At 59.7% G+C, this 16495-nt stretch carries 13 protein-coding genes; 9 read left to right on the top strand and 4 right to left on the bottom strand.

Annotated features, from left to right (window positions below):
- Positions 1–52: 52 nt before the first annotated feature.
- Genes ACM6G4_RS19870 through ACM6G4_RS19855 form a run of 4 tightly spaced genes read right to left on the bottom strand, consistent with a single transcriptional unit; the run spans position 53 to position 6142 of the window.
- Positions 53–1234, bottom strand: a complete 1182-nt coding sequence (locus ACM6G4_RS19870; RefSeq protein ID WP_414914439.1) for an ATP-binding protein — start codon at positions 1232–1234, stop codon at positions 53–55.
- A complete protein-coding gene (locus tag ACM6G4_RS19865) occupies positions 1228–1821 on the bottom strand; it encodes a chemotaxis protein CheB (protein ID WP_414914438.1) in 594 nt (197 codons plus the stop codon). The genes ACM6G4_RS19870 and ACM6G4_RS19865 overlap by 7 nt, the downstream gene beginning before the upstream one ends.
- Complete coding sequence (locus tag ACM6G4_RS19860; RefSeq protein ID WP_056724701.1) at positions 1818–2651, bottom strand: CheR family methyltransferase; 834 nt, start codon at positions 2649–2651, stop codon at positions 1818–1820. Before ACM6G4_RS19860 ends, ACM6G4_RS19865 begins: the two co-directional genes overlap by 4 nt.
- On the bottom strand, positions 2651–6142 hold the full coding sequence (locus ACM6G4_RS19855; RefSeq protein WP_414914437.1) for a response regulator: 3492 nt from the start codon (positions 6140–6142) through the stop codon (positions 2651–2653). Before ACM6G4_RS19855 ends, ACM6G4_RS19860 begins: the two co-directional genes overlap by 1 nt.
- Positions 6143–6388: 246 nt before the next feature.
- Between ACM6G4_RS19855 and ACM6G4_RS19850 the strand changes: the two genes are divergently transcribed.
- From ACM6G4_RS19850 to ACM6G4_RS19810, 9 genes are all read left to right on the top strand, one after another.
- The gene (locus tag ACM6G4_RS19850) at positions 6389–6751 is read left to right on the top strand and encodes a response regulator (RefSeq protein WP_056724696.1); all 363 of its coding nucleotides are present in this window, start codon (positions 6389–6391) and stop codon (positions 6749–6751) included.
- Between the two features lie 74 nt (positions 6752–6825).
- Positions 6826–8124: a glycosyltransferase gene (locus ACM6G4_RS19845; protein WP_414914436.1), complete on the top strand. Its 1299-nt coding sequence runs from the start codon at positions 6826–6828 to the stop codon at positions 8122–8124.
- 106 nt (positions 8125–8230) lie between these two features.
- The gene (locus ACM6G4_RS19840; protein ID WP_414914435.1) at positions 8231–9121 is read left to right on the top strand and encodes a phospholipase; all 891 of its coding nucleotides are present in this window, start codon (positions 8231–8233) and stop codon (positions 9119–9121) included.
- 61 nt (positions 9122–9182) lie between these two features.
- Positions 9183–10088, top strand: coding sequence for an AraC family transcriptional regulator (locus ACM6G4_RS19835; protein WP_414914434.1), 906 nt, complete (start codon positions 9183–9185; stop codon positions 10086–10088).
- A 285-nt stretch (positions 10089–10373) separates the two neighbouring features.
- Positions 10374–11684 (top strand): ABC transporter substrate-binding protein, encoded by a 1311-nt coding sequence (locus tag ACM6G4_RS19830; RefSeq protein ID WP_414914433.1) that lies wholly within the window; start codon positions 10374–10376, stop codon positions 11682–11684.
- Positions 11685–11895: 211 nt separating this feature from the next.
- Positions 11896–12795, top strand: coding sequence for a carbohydrate ABC transporter permease (locus ACM6G4_RS19825; RefSeq protein ID WP_223541245.1), 900 nt, complete (start codon positions 11896–11898; stop codon positions 12793–12795).
- Between the two features lie 8 nt (positions 12796–12803).
- Positions 12804–13634, top strand: coding sequence for a carbohydrate ABC transporter permease (locus ACM6G4_RS19820; protein WP_056724684.1), 831 nt, complete (start codon positions 12804–12806; stop codon positions 13632–13634).
- A 131-nt stretch (positions 13635–13765) separates the two neighbouring features.
- Complete coding sequence (locus ACM6G4_RS19815; RefSeq protein ID WP_414914432.1) at positions 13766–14869, top strand: ABC transporter ATP-binding protein; 1104 nt, start codon at positions 13766–13768, stop codon at positions 14867–14869.
- Positions 14870–14885: 16 nt separating this feature from the next.
- Positions 14886–16358, top strand: a complete 1473-nt coding sequence (locus ACM6G4_RS19810; RefSeq protein ID WP_414914431.1) for a mannitol dehydrogenase family protein — start codon at positions 14886–14888, stop codon at positions 16356–16358.
- The last annotated feature ends 137 nt before the right edge of the window (positions 16359–16495 follow it).

Below are 16495 nucleotides of genomic sequence, written 5' to 3'. Positions count from 1 at the left end.
TGCTGATACGACCGTGGTGTCGATCAGAGGTTGCGTTTACCTGGCTGTTTTCCTACAGCGGCAGACAAACGCGAAACAAGGCGCCTTCGCCAATCCTGCTCTGGACGGTAATAGTACCGCCATGGGCGGCCACAATCTGTTCTGAAATAAACAATCCCAAGCCCAGTCCGGCGACGGCATGCCTGGCCGATACCCGCTCGAACTGCTGGAAGATCCGCTTCTGGTTTTCCTCGCTGATGCCGATCCCTTGATCCTGCACATCCACCAGTGCCTGGCCACCTTCACTGTAGACCTTCACCGCGATCGGACTCTTGGCCCCGTAGCGCAAGGCGTTGGTCAACAGGTTGGAAATGACCTGTTCAATACGAAACTCATCCCAGTTTCCGATCACCGGTTGCGCGGCATCGAGCGAAACCGAAGCCTCTGCGGCGTCGATCTGCTGGGAAAAGTTGTGCAGCACGTCGCGAACCAGCGTCGAAAGATCAACGCGCTTGGGCCGGATCGACAACTTGCCGGTGCGGATGCGCGAGACATCGAGCATGTCTTCGATCAGGCGAATGAGGCTTTTGATCTGCCGCTCGTCGCTGTCGACCATGGCATGCATCTTGTCCAGGGTGAAGGCGGCGGCGTTGTCCCGGGCCAGGTGCATCTTGCGCAGCTGGGTCTCAAGGATCAGACCGTTGAGCGGCGTTCGCACTTCATGGGCGACGATGGACATGAAGTCATCGCGCATGCGCACCGCCTGCTCCAGTTCCAGCTGGGTGTTTTGCAGTTGCTCGAGCAGCGCTTCCTGTTCGCGGCGGCTTTGCTCAAGGGCCAGCACTTGTTCCTTCATCGCCTTGCTCTGGCGATACAGGTCGACGAACACATTGACCTTGCTCTTGACCGCCTGGACGTCCAGCGGCTTGTGCAGGAAGTCCACGGCTCCGCTTTCATAGCCCTTGAATGCATAGTTCAGTTCACGCCCGGCGGCGCTGACAAAAACGATCGGGATGTTCCTGGTCTTTTCCGTGCCGCGCATCAACTCGGCCAGCTCGAAGCCATTCATGCCGGGCATCTGCACATCGAGGATAGCCAAGGCGAACTCGTGTTCCAACAGCAGGGACAAGGCTTCGTCGGCGGACAGCGCCTTGTACACGATGCGGTCTTCACGCTTGATCAGCGCTTCGAGCGCCAGCAGATTCTCCGGCAGATCGTCCACGATCAGCAGTTTGGCCTGGATATTACTCAACATGCGATTCGTTCCAGTTCGACAAGCAAACGGCCGATGCCGCGTACAGGAAGTATGTGGTCCGGCTGGTGCATGTCCAGCGCGGCCTGGGGCATGGTGGCAACCTGAGCCTCCCGCGGGTCCTGCACGATGGTCATGCCACCGCGCTGCTTGACCTGGGCCAGGCCGCGCGCGCCATCGCGGTTGGCGCCGGTAAGCAACACTGCAGCCAGATGGGCGCCGTACGCATCGGCGGCCGATTCGAACAGGTAATCGATGGCGGGTCGCGAATGATGCAAACGAGACTCCAGGCTCAGCGAAAAGCTGCGGTCCCGCTCCACTGACAGGTGATAACCGGGCGCGGCGAAATACAGCTTGCCGGCCTCGACCGGGGTCTTGTCGCACGCTTCCAGCACCGGCAGGGCAACCCGGCGGGAAAACACGTCCGCCAGCTGGCTGCGGCGCTCGTCCGGCATGTGCAGCACGACAATGATCGGCAGTGCGAAGCCTTCGCGCAGCGGGCCGAGGATGCTCAACAGCGCCTCGACGCCACCGGCGGAGGCACCGATCACGATCGCTTCGATCGCCGGTAATTTCCTTGCACTGTTCATGTTTTTCGATAAATCCGTTCTTGTTTGACCAACGGCTCGAACTGATCGCCGAAGGCTGAGAAATCCGGGGTTTCCTTACTGCCCAGCACCAAAAAACCGCGATGACAGAGGGACTCATGAAACAGTCCGAATGCCCGATCCTGAAGTTTTTTATTAAAATAAATCAATACGTTACGACATGAAATTAATTGAGTTTCCGAGAATACGCTGTCCGTCGCCAGGCTGTGATCGGCGAAGGTCACGTTCTCGCGCAGTGTCTTGTCGAAAATCGCGTACCCATAGGCCGCCGTATAGTAGTCGGCAAACGAACTCTGGCCACCGGCCTGCTGATAATTAGCAGTGTAGGCGCGGACGTTCTCCATCGAGAAAATCCCTTGCTTGGCCTTTTCCAGCGAGCGCGGATTGATATCGGTTGCATAGATGATCGTGCGGTCCAGCAGGCCTTCTTCGCGCAGCAGAATGGCCATTGAATACACCTCTTCTCCGGTGCTGCATCCAGCGATCCAGACCTTGATCGAGGGATAGGTTCGCAGCAACGGCACCACTTCCTTGCGGATGGCCAGGAAGTGCGAGGGGTCGCGAAACATCTCGCTGACCGGAATGGTCAGCAATTGCAGCAGTTGCATGAACGCGGCGGGATCGTGCAGGACCTTATCCTGCAATGCCGAGATGGTGTTGCACTCCAACTGGCTCAACGCATGGTTGACCCGGCGCTTGATCGAAGCGCCGGAGTAATCGCGAAAATCGTAGCTGTACTTGAGATAGATCGCCTCGATCAACAACCGCAGTTCGATTTCGCTGTTTCGCTCCACTGGGAAATTGCGCTCCACTAGATCCGTTCCATCTTCGGTAACCACACACGGATCAGCGAAAACAGGCGATCGAGGTCAATGGGCTTGGCCAGGTAATCGTTGGCGCCGGCCTGCAGGCAGCGTTCCTGATCGTCCTTCATGGCCTTGGCCGTCACCGCGATGATCGGCAGCTTGCGCCAGCGCGGGTCCTTGCGGATTTCAACGGTGGCTTCAAATCCATCCATTTCCGGCATCATCACGTCCATCAACACCAGATCGATGTCTTGCACCTCATTGAGTCGTTCTATCGCTTCGCGGCCATTGCGGCCAATGACCACGACTGCGCCCTTATGCTCCAGCGCACTGGTGAGGGCGAAAATGTTGCGCACATCGTCATCCACCAGCAGCACCTTGCGGCCTTCAAAGACCTTGTCGCGGCTGCGGGCGACCTTGAGCATCTTCTGTCGATCATGGGACAACCGTGATTCGACTTTGTGCAGAAAAAGCGTCACCTCATCCAGCAACCGCTCTGGCGAGCGTGCGCCCTTGATGATGATCGAACGCGAATACTTGCGTAGTTCGGCTTCTTCATCCCGGGTCAGGTTGCGCCCGGTATAGACGATGACCGGCGGAAAGGAGCAGATGTCTTCGGTGGACATGCGCTTGAGCAGGTCGTTGCCGAGCATGTCCGGCAACTTGAGGTCGATGATCATGCAATCGAAGACCGACGTGCGCAGCAGGTCCAGCGCCTCCTGCGCCAGGCCAACGGCGGTGATCTCGATGTCATCGTCGCCGATCAGGCGGGCAATGCTGTCGCGCTGCAGGTCATCGTCCTCGACCAGCAGCACGCGCTTTACCTTCTGGGTCAGCTTGGCCTCGAGGCGTGCAAACACCTCCTTGAGTTCCTCGCGGCTGGTCGGTTTGACCGCATAGCCAATGGCACCCATGTGCATCGCCGCCTCGACCCGATCTTCGACTGAAATCACATGCACCGGAATGTGTCGGGTTTCGGCGTGCTCTTTCAAACGTTGCAGCACGGTCAGGCCGGAATGATCCGGCAGGCGCATATCCAGCAGGATCGCATCGGGGATGAACGCCTTGGCCAGCTCGTAGCCTTCATCGGCACCGTGGGCCACCAGGCATTGATAACCCAGTTCATGGGCCAGATCGTAGAGGATGTGGGCAAAGTTCGGCTCGTCCTCCACCACCAGAATGCAGCGGGTGGTGAACGGACCCTTGTGGCGATCGTCATCGAAACGCGGAATGTCGACTTCGGCCACCCGTGGCGACAACGTGGGCGTCGACACACTCGACGCCGCCACCACTGGAGCGGCTCGCATCGGTTCGACAGGCACTTCGCCCGGTTCCACGTATTGCCGCGGCAAGACCAGGGTAAATACACTGCCCTGCCCCGGCGTGCTGCTCACGCTGATGGAACCGCCGAGCAAGGCCGCCAGGTCTCGGGAGATCGACAAACCCAGCCCCGTGCCGCCGTAGCGCCGGTTGGTGGTGCCATCGGCCTGACGGAACGCTTCGAAGATGCTTTCGTGATGATCCACCTCGATGCCGATCCCGGAATCGCCGATGCTGAACGCGATGCCGTCGCTCGGCGCCGAGGCGACGGACAGGCTGACGCTGCCGCTTTCCGTGAATTTCACGGCGTTGGACAACAGGTTCTTGAGCACTTGCTCCAGGCGCTGGCGGTCGGTGAACAGCATCAGCGGTGCGCCGTCCTGAATATCCACCTGGAAATCCAGCTGCTTGTCCGTGGCCAATGGCTGGAACAGGCCGCGCAGGCCATCCACCAGACGCGCCACGCTGGTGTTCTCCGGATGGATCTCCAGCTTGCCGGCCTCGACTTTGGAAATGTCCAGAATGTCGTTGATCAGGTGGAGCAAGTCATTGCCGGCGCAGTAGATCGACTCGGCGAACTTCACTTGCTCGGCGGTGAGGTTTTCTTCCGGGTTTTCCGCCAGCAGCTTGGCCAGGATCAACGAGCTGTTGAGCGGCGTGCGCAACTCGTGGGACATGTTGGCGAGGAATTCGGACTTGTATTTGCTCGATCGCTGCAGTTCTACCGCGCGCTCTTCGAGCTGGATCTGGGCCTGATTGAGTTCGGTATTCTTCAGGTCCATGGCGTCGCGTTGTTCGGCCAGTATTTCTGCCTGCTCGGCGAGTTGTTCGTTGGTCTGCTCCAGCTCCACCTGCTGGGTTTCCAGGTGTGCCTGGGACTCCTTGAGAATCCGCGACTGCTCCTCGAGTTCTTCGTTGGCGGTCTTGAGTTCTTCCTGCTGAACCTGCAATTCTTCGTTGAGTTGCTGGGTTTGGGCCAACACCTCCTGCAAACGCTGGCGATAGCGTGCCGCCTCGATCGAGGTGCCGATGTTGCCGGCTATCAACTCAAGCAATTCAACGTCACGGTCGGTCAGTGGACGCAGGAAGCCCAACTCGATCACGCCATTGACCCGCTCGTCGTCGCTGGTGGGCACCACCAGCACGCTGCGGGGCAAGCCGTCACCGAGGCCGGAGCTGACCTTGAAATAATCCCCCGGCACCTCGTCCAGGCGAATCAGCCGTGCCTGTTGCGCCACCTGGCCGACAATACCTTCGTCGCTGTAGATCTGCTGCTCACGCTCTTCCTGTTCACGGGAAAACCCGTAGGTGGCGATGCGCTTGAGGCCGCCGTGGTCTTCGCGCACATAAATGGCCGCCACGGCGCTGCCCAGGTACTGCGCACAGAATTGCAGGATGTTGCGACCGAGCATGGCCAGGCTCAATTGCCCCAATACCTGCTCGGCCAGTTCGGTCTGGCCGTTGCGCAGCCAGGCCTGTTGCTCCAGACGATGGGCGCTGGCCTGTTGGCCGGCAAGGTTGACGCTGTAGTTCTGCGACAGGGTCATCAAGTCGCGACGTCCGACATACGCCAGCAACCCGCTGACCCCGGCTATGAGCAACAGGTAGAGGCTGATGCTCATGATCGTGGTGCGCCGCACTTCATCATTGCGCGATGCGCGCAACTGTTGCTCGGTGTCGATCACCGCCTCGAACTGCTTGCGAATTTCATCGGTCAGGCGTTTGCCGCGTCCGGCCTTGACCACGGCGCGATAATCGCCGCTGCTGCGCTGCAAATCGATCATCGATTGTGCGTAGCTCGCCCACTCCTGCTGCAAGGCCTGCAACCGCAACAAGCGGTCGGTCTGCACCGGGTTGTCGTCAGTCAGTTCGAGCAAGGTGTTGAGCGCCACGGCGATGCGCGGCTTGGCGGTTTCGTAGGGATCGAGGAAATGTTCATCGCCACTGAGCAGGAAACCGCGCATCCCGGTTTCCAGATCCACGGTCAGCTTGACCGCTTCATTGGCGTTATTGATCACCCGGTCGGTGTGCTCCACCCACTGGATCGTCGACAACAAATAGCTGATCAGCGACACGAAGAACACGGCGCTGATGAAACCCAGCCCCAACGGCAGGCTGATGTTACGGCTCAGGAGTTTACGAAATCGTTGCTCATCAACCGAGGACGCTGAGGTCATGGGGCAGGCCTTGTCGAACTGTCAGGATGCAAGGAGTTTGCCCCAAAACTGGCACATCGATCCAATTATCTGACATGTTTGCGCGCAAGGTCCTAATTACGCTGTGTCCGCGCTATCCTTGCCTTTCTCGCGCCGTGAAAGCTTTTTCCAACGTGCTGGGAACTTGTCGGGACCCACCACTTACTCATGCAAGAGGCCGGTGATTTCCTGCGACCGGCAATACCAATCTTTTTCGGGAATTCGACCATGTCATCCGCCAACGCCTCCACCATCCTCGTCGTCGAAGACGATGCCATCGTGCGCATGCTGATCGTCGATGTACTGGAGGAACTGGAGTTCAAGGTGCTGGAAGCCGATGGCAGCGAACAGGCGCTGGAGACCCTCAAGGATGTGAACCTACACATTGACCTGATGATGACGGATGTTGGCCTGCCGGTCATGGACGGACGTGAACTGGCCACCCTTGCCCGCACGTTACGTCCCAACCTGCCCATCCTGTTTGCCAGCGGCTATGCCGAAAGCATCGAAGTCCCTGTCGACATGCACGTGATCGGCAAACCCTTCTCCATTGATCAGTTGCGCGACAAGGTCAAAAGCATACTCGGGTGACCCTGGGCTGCGCTGTGGTTTAATGCGCGCCTTTTTCATCCCCGCCCTGTCTTCGCTTCAAGGAACGCCCGTACATGATTGAGTCCCGCGCAACCAAAGTCCTGGTCATTGGTTACGTCTGGCCCGAGCCCCGCTCTTCGGCGGCCAGTGGGCATGTCATGCAGATTCTCGAGGTTTTCCTGGAACAAGGCTGGGACATCACATTCAGCAGCCCGGCAGGCTTCGGCGAGCAACGTGCAGACCTTACTGCGTTGGGTATCCGCGAAGTCCCCATCGAACTGAACAACAGCAGTTTCGATGCTTTCATCAGCGAACTGGCGCCGGACATCGTGCTGTTCGATCAATTCATGATGGAGGAACAGTTCGGCTGGCGGGTCGAGAAGCATTGCCCCGATGCCTTGCGCGTACTCGAAAGCTGCGACCTGCAAAGCCTCAGGCAGGGCCGGCATCAACGCCTCAAGGAGCGTTTGAAGGCCAGTGACGACAACAACGACTTCAGCGATCTGTTCGCCCCCGCGTCGCGTGAAGAGTTCGAACACATGGCCGATACCGATATGGCGAAGCGCGAGATCGCCTCGTTCTATCGTTGTGATTTGACGCTGATGGTTTCCGAAGTGGAAATCGAATTGCTGGTCGAGCAGTTCAGGTTTGCGCGCAACCTGTTGCACTGGTGCCCGTTGATGGTCGATGTTCCGACCCGTGCGCCGGTACCCTTTGAAAACCGGGCACACTTTCTTCATATCGGTAACTTTCGCCACGCGCCCAACTGGGATGCCGTGCTCTGGTTGAAAACCGCTATATGGCCGCTGATTCGCGAGCAGATACCCGGCGCTCAATTGCATATCTACGGTGCCTACACACCACCCAAGGCGACGGCCCTGCATAACCCGGCACAGGGTTTTCATGTGATGAACTGGGCAGAAGACGCCCTGCAAGTCATGTCGTCGGCGCGGGTCTGCATGGCGCCTCTGCGTTTTGGCGCGGGAATCAAGGGCAAGATTGTCGATGCGATGCTCTGTGGCACACCGAATGTGACGACGCCAGTGGGTGCCGAGGCGATGCATGGCGAAGAGGCATGGCCAGGCGCAGTGACCCGTTCGGCACAGGAGTTCGCCGATCATGCCGTGCAACTGCACAACGACAAGACGCGCTGGCTTGACGCCCAGGCGCACGGGCAAACCCTGCTGGCCGGCCGCTACCGCAAATCCGTTCATGGCCCGGCGTTGATCCAGCGGCTGGTCGATTGCCAGCGGGATTTGGCAAACATACGACGAGATAACTTTACCGGCAGCATGTTGCGTCACCACCAGCACAAGAGCACTCAATACATGGCGCAATGGATTGAGGCGAAGAACCGGCTGAATCAGGAGTAGCCCACTTTTCTTGTGCAATACATAGTTACCGCCGTTGCTGTGCCCGACCGGTTAACCTGACCGCTTCACACCCCATGTACGGGGGTGTTTCGCACAAGGAATGGCCATGACCCGCAACACGCGTGGTTTGCTCGACAAGCAAAGCTGGATGAGCAACACCCTCGAGATCGATCAACTCAAACTCACCGATATCGTCTGGCCTGGCGTGCATAACGCCGGCATGGACAAGAAAGCGCCAAACTACGACGTCGTGACCGGCAACTGGACCGCCTGTCAGAACGACACGTTTTCCTGGCAACTGGCCAACGGCGCCCGCGCCTTCGACATCCGTCTGGGCTACAGGGCCGGAGCGGCTCGATCGGGCTTCCACTTTCATCACAACGGCTATCGCTCGCATCGGGTCCTGGACGACTTGATCGACGCGGTGTTGCTGTTCCTCGATCGCAACCCGGACGAATTCATCGTGCTGGACTTCCATCAACTGGCCGATGGCAATAAACCTTTCGATCATCAACGGCTCAATGACTGGCTCGTGCGTCGTCTCGGGCTGCGAGCCGTCCTACCCGGCGACGGACTCAAAACAGTGGGAGAACTGAAAAGCGCCAGCCAGCATCGCCGGGTGATCATGGCGGCACCCGCCGGGCCAGAACTCGATGGCGAATACTTCTGGCCACGCATCCCGCACAAATGGCGCGACAACAGGTTCTCCGCCCCAGCCGAACTGCAACGCTACATCGCGCAGACCCTGGAAGACGCGCCTTACGAAACTTTCCTCTGGTCACTGTCCGCGACCACCTACTCGCTGCTCGGTGGGCCCGGGAATATCAAGCGGCAAATCAACGACTGGTTCAACACCACGGGAAACTGGGTGACGCGTTGCAGCATCATCAGCACCGACTTTTTCGACGAGTCCGACATCGTCCGTTATTGCTGGAGTGCCACCAGCATGAAAGCGGTTTACGGCCGTGCCTTGCATGAACAGACGCACCGGCGGTAGTAGCGCTGGCCCTGCGTCAAGAGGCATGATCCGGGCGGGATAACTACAAAAGCGCCCTGACATGACCCGCACCGCCAGAGTCACCGATCCTTCCTACGAGCTGATGGACGACCACAACGGCTTGTCCATCATCTATCGCCAGCACGGTTTCCCCTGCCCGTTGGTGCGCTGGCATTTCCACAAGGAATACGAGCTGCACCTGATCGTCGCCAGTTCCGGCAAGGTGTTCATCGGCGACTACATCGGCAACTTCTATCCGCAAACCCTGTTCCTGACCGGCCCCAACCTGCCCCACAACTGGATCAGCCAGGTGGCCGAGGATGAAGTGGTGCCAAAACGCGACATGCTGGTCAACTTCACCGACGAGTTGTTCGACAGCGGCTATCAGGTGTTCGCCGAACTCAAGGCCCTGGCACCGCTGCTGGAGCGTGCGCAGTACGGCATCGAGTTTCGCTGCAAGCACACCATCGCCAAGGCGATGGATCTGATGCAGCGCATCGCCGACACGAGCGGTGTGACCCGTCTCGGGAATTTTTTCATTCTGCTGGAGTTGCTCGCGGCCACCGACGACTACCAATTGCTCTCTGGCGCCACGACCCCGCAACTGGCCGACGAACACAACATCGATCGCACCAACCGCGCGGTGGATTACATCTTCGCCCATTACGCCCGGGACTTGACGCTGGAGGAAGTCGCCGAGCACCTGGGCATGAAACCGACGTATTTCAGCCGGGTATTCAAGCAGGCCACCGGGCGCAATTTCATCGAGTTCGTCAATCGCCTGCGCATCAGCAAGTCCTGCGAGTTGCTGGCCGATGGCAACAAGCCGGTGACCGATGTCTGCTTCGAATCGGGCTTCAACAATATTTCCAACTTCAACCGGCGCTTCCAGCAACTCAAGGGCATGACACCTTCTCACTACCGGCGCTTGGTGGTGCAGCGGTTGACCGAGCAAAACCTGGGCTGAAGTCACACCTCAAATCCCTGTGGGAGCGGGCTTGCTCGCTCCCACAGGTACAGCGTTACCCCCTCAAACCTGTACGGATTCAATACCCCTCCTTCGCTGAAAAGCCCTTCCCTGCGTCTACCCCGCAAAACCTCAGTGCAGAAAAGTATCGATCAAAGTGCGATGGATGATTTGTCTCGCCTGCCATTGAAGGATGTAATCAGCACAGATTCTTCCCTGCGCAGGAAGACACAAAAACAATAACTGTCCTTCTGTTTCCCGCCGGGTGCAGAAAAGGAGTGCACGATGCAACCTTCGGTAAAAGCCCTGCTTGCCCTCACCTGCATGACCCTGAGCAGCGTCAGCCTTGGCGCACAGACCCTGACCATCGCCACCGTCAACAACAGCGACATGATCCGCATGCAAAAACTCTCGAAAACCTTCGAGGCCGAGCATCCGGACATCAAGCTCAATTGGGTGGTCCTCGAAGAAAACGTCCTGCGCCAGCGCCTGACTACCGACATCGCCACCCAGGGCGGACAGTTCGACGTGCTGACCATTGGCATGTACGAAGCCGCACTCTGGGGCGCCAAGGGCTGGCTGGAGCCGATGAAGGATTTGCCGGCCAGCTATGCCCTCGACGATGTGTTTGCGTCGGTGCGCGAAGGCCTGTCGGTCAAAGGCACGCTGTACGCCCTGCCGTTCTACGCCGAAAGCTCGATCACCTACTACCGCACCGACCTGTTCAAGGATGCCGGCCTGACCATGCCCGAGCGCCCGACCTGGGAGCAGATTGGTGAATTCGCCGCCAAACTGAACAAACCCGGGCAGGAACAGTACGGCATCTGCCTGCGGGGCAAGGCTGGCTGGGGCGAGAACATGGCGCTGATCAGCACCGTGGCCAACGCCTATGGCGCGCGCTGGTTCGATGAAAAGTGGCAGCCGGAATTCAACGGTCCCGAATGGAAAAACGCGCTGAACTTCTATGTCGACACCATGAAGAAATCCGGCCCGCCGGGGGCGTCGAGCAACGGTTTCAATGAAAACCTTGCGTTGTTCAACAGCGGCAAATGCGCGATCTGGGTCGATGCCAGCGTCGCCGGCTCGTTCGTCACCGACAAGTCCCAGAGCAAGGTCACCGATCACGTCGGCTTCACCTATGCGCCGCATCAGGTCACTGACAAGGGCTCGGCCTGGTTGTACTCATGGGCGCTGGCCATTCCGACCAGTTCCAAGGCCAAGGACGCGGCGAAAACCTTCAGCGCCTGGGCCACGTCCAAGGAATACGGCGCACTGGTCGCGCAAAAAGACGGCATCGCCAACGTGCCACCGGGCACCCGCGCCTCGACCTACAGCGAGGCGTACATGAGCGCCGCGCCGTTCGCCAAGGTCACGCTGGAATCGCTCAAGGCCGCGGACCCGGGCAAGCCGGGCGCCAGACCCGTGCCTTACATCGGCATCCAGTTGGTGACCATTCCCGAGTTCCAGGGCATTGGTACCCAAGTCGGCAAATCCTTCTCGGCGGCGCTGATCGGCCAGACCACGGTCGACCAGGCGTTGGCGGCGGCCCAGCAAACCACTGAACGCGAAATGAAGCGCGCAGGTTATCCCAAGTAACCCATCAGCACTCATTTTTGTGGCGAGGGAGCTTGCTCCCGCTGGGCTGCGAAGCGGCCCCAAACCCAGCAGCAGTGTCTTTTCTGACAGGACACCTTCGCCAGGTTTACGACTGCTCCGCAGTCGAACGGGAGCAAGCTCCCTCGCCACAAGTAACTCGCCGAATAACGAGCAAGTGATCACCATGAATACATCAACTGCAAAAGCTCACATGGACATTGCCCAGCCGCAGCACAAAAGCCGTGTGGTCAATCCCGGCTGGTTCCTGGTCAGCCCTTCGGTGGCCTTGCTGCTGTTGTGGATGATCGTACCGCTGGGTATGACCGTCTACTTCTCGACGATTCGCTACAACTTGCTCAATCCCGGCGAAAACGAGTTCGTCGGCCTGGAAAACTTCACCTACTTCCTCACCGACTCGGGCTTCCTGCCCGGCGCCACCAACACCCTGTTGCTGGTGGGCAGCGTGCTGCTGATCAGTGTGGTGCTCGGCGTGCTGATCAGTGCATTGCTGGAGGCCAGTGAGTTTTTCGGTCGCGGCATCGTGCGGGTGATGTTGATCTCGCCGTTCTTCATCATGCCCACGGTAGGCGCACTGATCTGGAAGAACCTGATCTTCCATCCGGTATCGGGGATTCTCGCCTACGTCTGGAAGCTGTTCGGCGCGCAACCGGTGGACTGGCTGGCGCACTACCCGCTGCTGTCGATCATCATCATTGTCTCGTGGCAATGGCTGCCCTTCGCGATCCTGATCCTGATGACCGCCATGCAGTCCCTCGACCAGGAACAGAAAGAAGCCGCGCGCCTGGACGGTGCCGGGCCCATTGCGATTTTCTGGCACCTGACCCTGCCGCACCTCGCGCGGCCGATTGCGGTGGTGGTGATGATCGAAACCATCTTCCTGCTCTCGGTGTTCGCCGAAATCTTCACCACCACCAACGGCGGCCCCGGCTACGCCTCGACCAACCTCGCCTACCTGATCTACAACCAGGCGCTGGTGCAGTTCGATGTCGGCATGGCCTCGGCGGGCGGCCTGATCGCCGTGGTCATCGCCAACATCGCCGCGATCATCCTGGTGCGGATGATCGGCAAAAACCTGACCGACAAAGCCTGAGGCCTGCCATGACTCTTCAACAATCCCGTCGCCTGCAAAGCCTGCTGCTCGGTACATTGGCCTGGGCCATCGCCATCGTGATTTTCTTCCCGATCTTCTGGATGGTACTGACCAGTTTCAAGACCGAAATCGATGCCTTCGCCACGCCGCCGCAGTTCATCTTCATGCCGACGCTGGAGAACTACCTGCACATCAACGAGCGCAGCGACTATTTCAGTTTCGCCTGGAACTCGGTGGTGATTTCCTTCAGCGCCACCGCCCTGTGCCTGCTGATCGCGGTGCCGGCGGCCTACTCCATGGCGTTCTATGAAACCCGGCGCACCAGGGGCACGCTGTTGTGGATGCTCTCGACCAAGATGCTGCCTCCAGTGGGCGTGCTGATGCCGATCTATCTGCTGGCCAAGAGTTTCGGCCTGCTCGACACGCGGATCGCGCTGATCGTGATCTACACGCTGATCAACCTGCCGATCGTGGTCTGGATGATTTACACCTACTTCAAGGACATCCCCAGGGACATCCTCGAAGCCGCACGACTGGACGGCGCAACGCTGGCCCAGGAGATGCTCCGCGTGTTGCTGCCCATCGCCAAGGGCGGCCTGGCATCCACGGTACTGCTGTCGCTGATCCTGTGCTGGAACGAGGCCTTCTGGTCGCTGAACCTGACCTCGTCGAAAGCCGCGCCGCTCACTGCATTGATCGCGTCCTACTCCAGCCCCGAAGGGTTGTTCTGGGCCAAGTTGTCGGCGGTGTCGACCCTGGCCTGTGCGCCGATCCTGATCTTCGGCTGGATCAGCCAGAAACAACTGGTGCGCGGCCTGTCGTTCGGCGCCGTGAAATGAATCAAAAGCAAAAGATCGCAGCCTGCGGCAGCTCCTACAGGGGGGGGCGCGGTGCTTGGGGGCTCTGTGTAGGAGCTGCCGAAGGCTGCGATCTTTTGATCTAAAAAAACAACAAACGGAGGCCCATCATCATGGCCAACCTGAAAATCAAGAATCTGCAAAAAGGCTTCGAAGGCTTTTCCATCATCAAGGGTATCGACCTTGAAGTGAACGACAAGGAGTTCGTGGTCTTCGTCGGCCCCTCGGGCTGCGGTAAATCCACACTGCTGCGGCTTATCGCCGGGCTGGAGGAAGTCAGCGGCGGCACCATCGAACTCGACGGCCGCGACATCACCGAAGTCAGCCCGGCCAAGCGCGACCTGGCGATGGTGTTCCAGACCTACGCCCTGTACCCGCACATGAGCGTGCGCAAGAACATGTCGTTCGCCCTCGACCTGGCCGGCGTGGCGAAAACCGAAGTGGAGAAAAAGGTTGGTGAAGCGGCGCGCATCCTCGAACTGGGGCCGATGCTGGAGCGCAAGCCCAAGCAACTGTCCGGTGGCCAGCGCCAGCGCGTGGCGATTGGCCGGGCCATCGTGCGTAACCCGAAAATCTTCCTGTTCGACGAACCGTTGTCCAACCTCGATGCCGCCCTGCGGGTGCAGATGCGCCTGGAACTGTTGCGCCTGCACAAGGAACTGCAAGCCACGATGATCTACGTGACTCACGATCAGGTCGAAGCCATGACCATGGCCGACAAAGTGGTCGTACTCAATGGCGGCAAGATCGAGCAAGTCGGCTCGCCACTGGACCTCTATCACCAGCCGGCCAACCTGTTCGTCGCCGGTTTCCTGGGCACGCCGAAAATGGGCTTCCTCAACGGCAAGGTCACCCGCGTCGACAATAAGGGCTGTGAAGTGCAACTGGACGCCGGGCCCCGCATCAGCCTGCCCTTGAGCGGCAGGCACCTGAGCGTCGGGAGTGCAGTGACACTGGGCATTCGCCCGGAGCATCTGGAACTGGCCAAACCCGGAGACTGCACCTTGCAGGTCACCGCCGATGTCAGTGAACGCCTGGGCAGCGACACCTTCTGCCACGTCCGCACAGCATCCGGCGAAGCCCTGACCCTGCGTGTTCGCGGCGATCTGGCCAGCCGCTACGGTGAAACCCTGAGCCTGCATCTGGATGCGCAACACTGCCATTTATTCGATGTCGACGGCGTGGCGTTGACCCGTCCGTTGCGCGTTGCTGCCTGATTTCAGAGAGCCTGCGATGAAACTGAACAAACAAAACCTCAGCCGCCTCGCCCCTGAAGTGGCCCTGCCCGCCTACGCCCTGGGCGAGACCCGCCAAGGCATCGCGCACATCGGCGTCGGCGGTTTCCACCGTGCCCATCAGGCGTACTACACCGACGCCCTGATGAATACCGGCGAAGGCCTGGACTGGGCCATCTGCGGTGTCGGCCTGCGCGCTGAAGACCGCCGCGCCCGTGACGATCTCAAGGACCAGGACTACCTGTTCACCCTGTTCGAACTCGGCGATAGCGACGACACCGAAGTGCGGGTAATCGGCGCCATCCGCGACATGCTGCTGGCCGAGGACGGTGCCCAGGCGGTGATCGACAAACTGGCCAGCCCCGAGATTCGCATCGTCTCGCTGACCATCACCGAAGGCGGTTACTGCATCGACGACAGCAGCGGCGAGTTCATGGCGCACCTGCCGCAGATCCAGCATGACCTGGCGCACCCGGATGCACCGAAAACCGTGTTCGGTTTCCTCTGTGCCGCACTGGCCAGGCGCCGCGCCGCTGGCACAGCGGCCTTCACCCTGATGTCCTGCGATAACCTGCCCCACAACGGCGCCGTCACCCGCAAGGCCCTGCTGGCCTTCGCCGCCTTGCACGACAGCCAGTTGCGCGACTGGATCGACGCCAACGTCAGTTTCCCCAACGCCATGGTCGACCGCATCACGCCGATGACCAGCCCCCCTCATCGCCTGCAATTGGCGGACCTGCATGGCGTGGACGATACCTGGCCGGTGGTTTGCGAACCCTTCACGCAGTGGGTGCTGGAAGACCGGTTCGTCAACGGTCGCCCGGCCTGGGAAAAGGTCGGCGTGCAATTCACCGACGATGTCACGCCCTACGAAGAAATGAAGATCAAGCTGCTCAACGGCAGTCATCTGGCGCTGACCTACCTGGGGTTCCTGAAGGGGTACCGCTTCGTCCACGAGACCATGAACGACCCGCTGTTCGTGCGTTACATGCGCGCCTACATGGACCTGGACGTGACGCCGCAACTGCCGGCGGTGCCGGGAATCGACCTGACCGAATACAAGAACACCCTGGTGGCGCGCTTCTCCAATCAGGCGATTGCCGATCAGCTTGAACGGGTGTGTTCGGATGGTTCGTCGAAGTTTCCGAAATTCACCGTACCGACCATCAACCGCTTGATCGCCGATGGCCGCGAGACCCGCCGCGCGGCGTTGGTGGTGGCGGCGTGGGCGCTGTACCTCAAGGGCGTGGATGAGCAAGGCGAGACCTACTCGATTGCGGATCCGCGGGCGGCGTTCTGCCAGGCACTGGTGGTCGATGATGTGCTGATTACCCAGCGCTTGCTGGCGGTCGAGGAGATTTTTGGTACGGCCATTGCGCGTTCGCCGGAGTTTGTCGCGGCGTTCGAGTGGTGCTGCAACAGTTTGCGTGAGGTTGGGGTGTCGCGGACTCTGGAACGAGTGTTGGCATAAATGTGGCGGTGAGTCTGAGTCCGTCTTCGCGAGCAAGCCCGCTCCCACACTGAAGCGCTGTCGAACACAAATTCGGTGTTCACTACAAATCGACTGTGGGAGCGGGCTTGCTCGCGAAGGCGCCCGGACAGGCACCA

The sequence above is a fragment of the Pseudomonas sp. IT-P258 genome, from assembly GCF_949767825.1.
Taxonomy (GTDB): domain Bacteria; phylum Pseudomonadota; class Gammaproteobacteria; order Pseudomonadales; family Pseudomonadaceae; genus Aquipseudomonas; species Aquipseudomonas monachiensis.
This window is presented reverse-complemented; position numbering and strand designations above follow the sequence as displayed.

Bases quoted from the DNA above. Each gene is read 5' to 3' on its own strand.
- ACM6G4_RS19855 (WP_414914437.1), bottom strand. From the start codon at position 6,142: ATGACCTCAGCGTCCTCGGTTGATGAGCAACGATTTCGTAAACTCCTG.
- ACM6G4_RS19840 (WP_414914435.1), top strand. From the start codon at position 8,231: ATGACCCGCAACACGCGTGGTTTGCTCGACAAGCAAAGCTGGATGAGC.
- ACM6G4_RS19835 (WP_414914434.1), top strand. From the start codon at position 9,183: ATGACCCGCACCGCCAGAGTCACCGATCCTTCCTACGAGCTGATGGAC.
- ACM6G4_RS19845 (WP_414914436.1), top strand. From the start codon at position 6,826: ATGATTGAGTCCCGCGCAACCAAAGTCCTGGTCATTGGTTACGTCTGG.
- ACM6G4_RS19865 (WP_414914438.1), bottom strand. From the start codon at position 1,821: ATGAACAGTGCAAGGAAATTACCGGCGATCGAAGCGATCGTGATCGGT.
- ACM6G4_RS19810 (WP_414914431.1), top strand. From the start codon at position 14,886: ATGAAACTGAACAAACAAAACCTCAGCCGCCTCGCCCCTGAAGTGGCC.
- ACM6G4_RS19815 (WP_414914432.1), top strand. From the start codon at position 13,766: ATGGCCAACCTGAAAATCAAGAATCTGCAAAAAGGCTTCGAAGGCTTT.
- ACM6G4_RS19825 (WP_223541245.1), top strand. From the start codon at position 11,896: ATGGACATTGCCCAGCCGCAGCACAAAAGCCGTGTGGTCAATCCCGGC.
- ACM6G4_RS19830 (WP_414914433.1), top strand. From the start codon at position 10,374: ATGCAACCTTCGGTAAAAGCCCTGCTTGCCCTCACCTGCATGACCCTG.
- ACM6G4_RS19820 (WP_056724684.1), top strand. From the start codon at position 12,804: ATGACTCTTCAACAATCCCGTCGCCTGCAAAGCCTGCTGCTCGGTACA.
- ACM6G4_RS19850 (WP_056724696.1), top strand. From the start codon at position 6,389: ATGTCATCCGCCAACGCCTCCACCATCCTCGTCGTCGAAGACGATGCC.
- ACM6G4_RS19870 (WP_414914439.1), bottom strand. From the start codon at position 1,234: ATGTTGAGTAATATCCAGGCCAAACTGCTGATCGTGGACGATCTGCCG.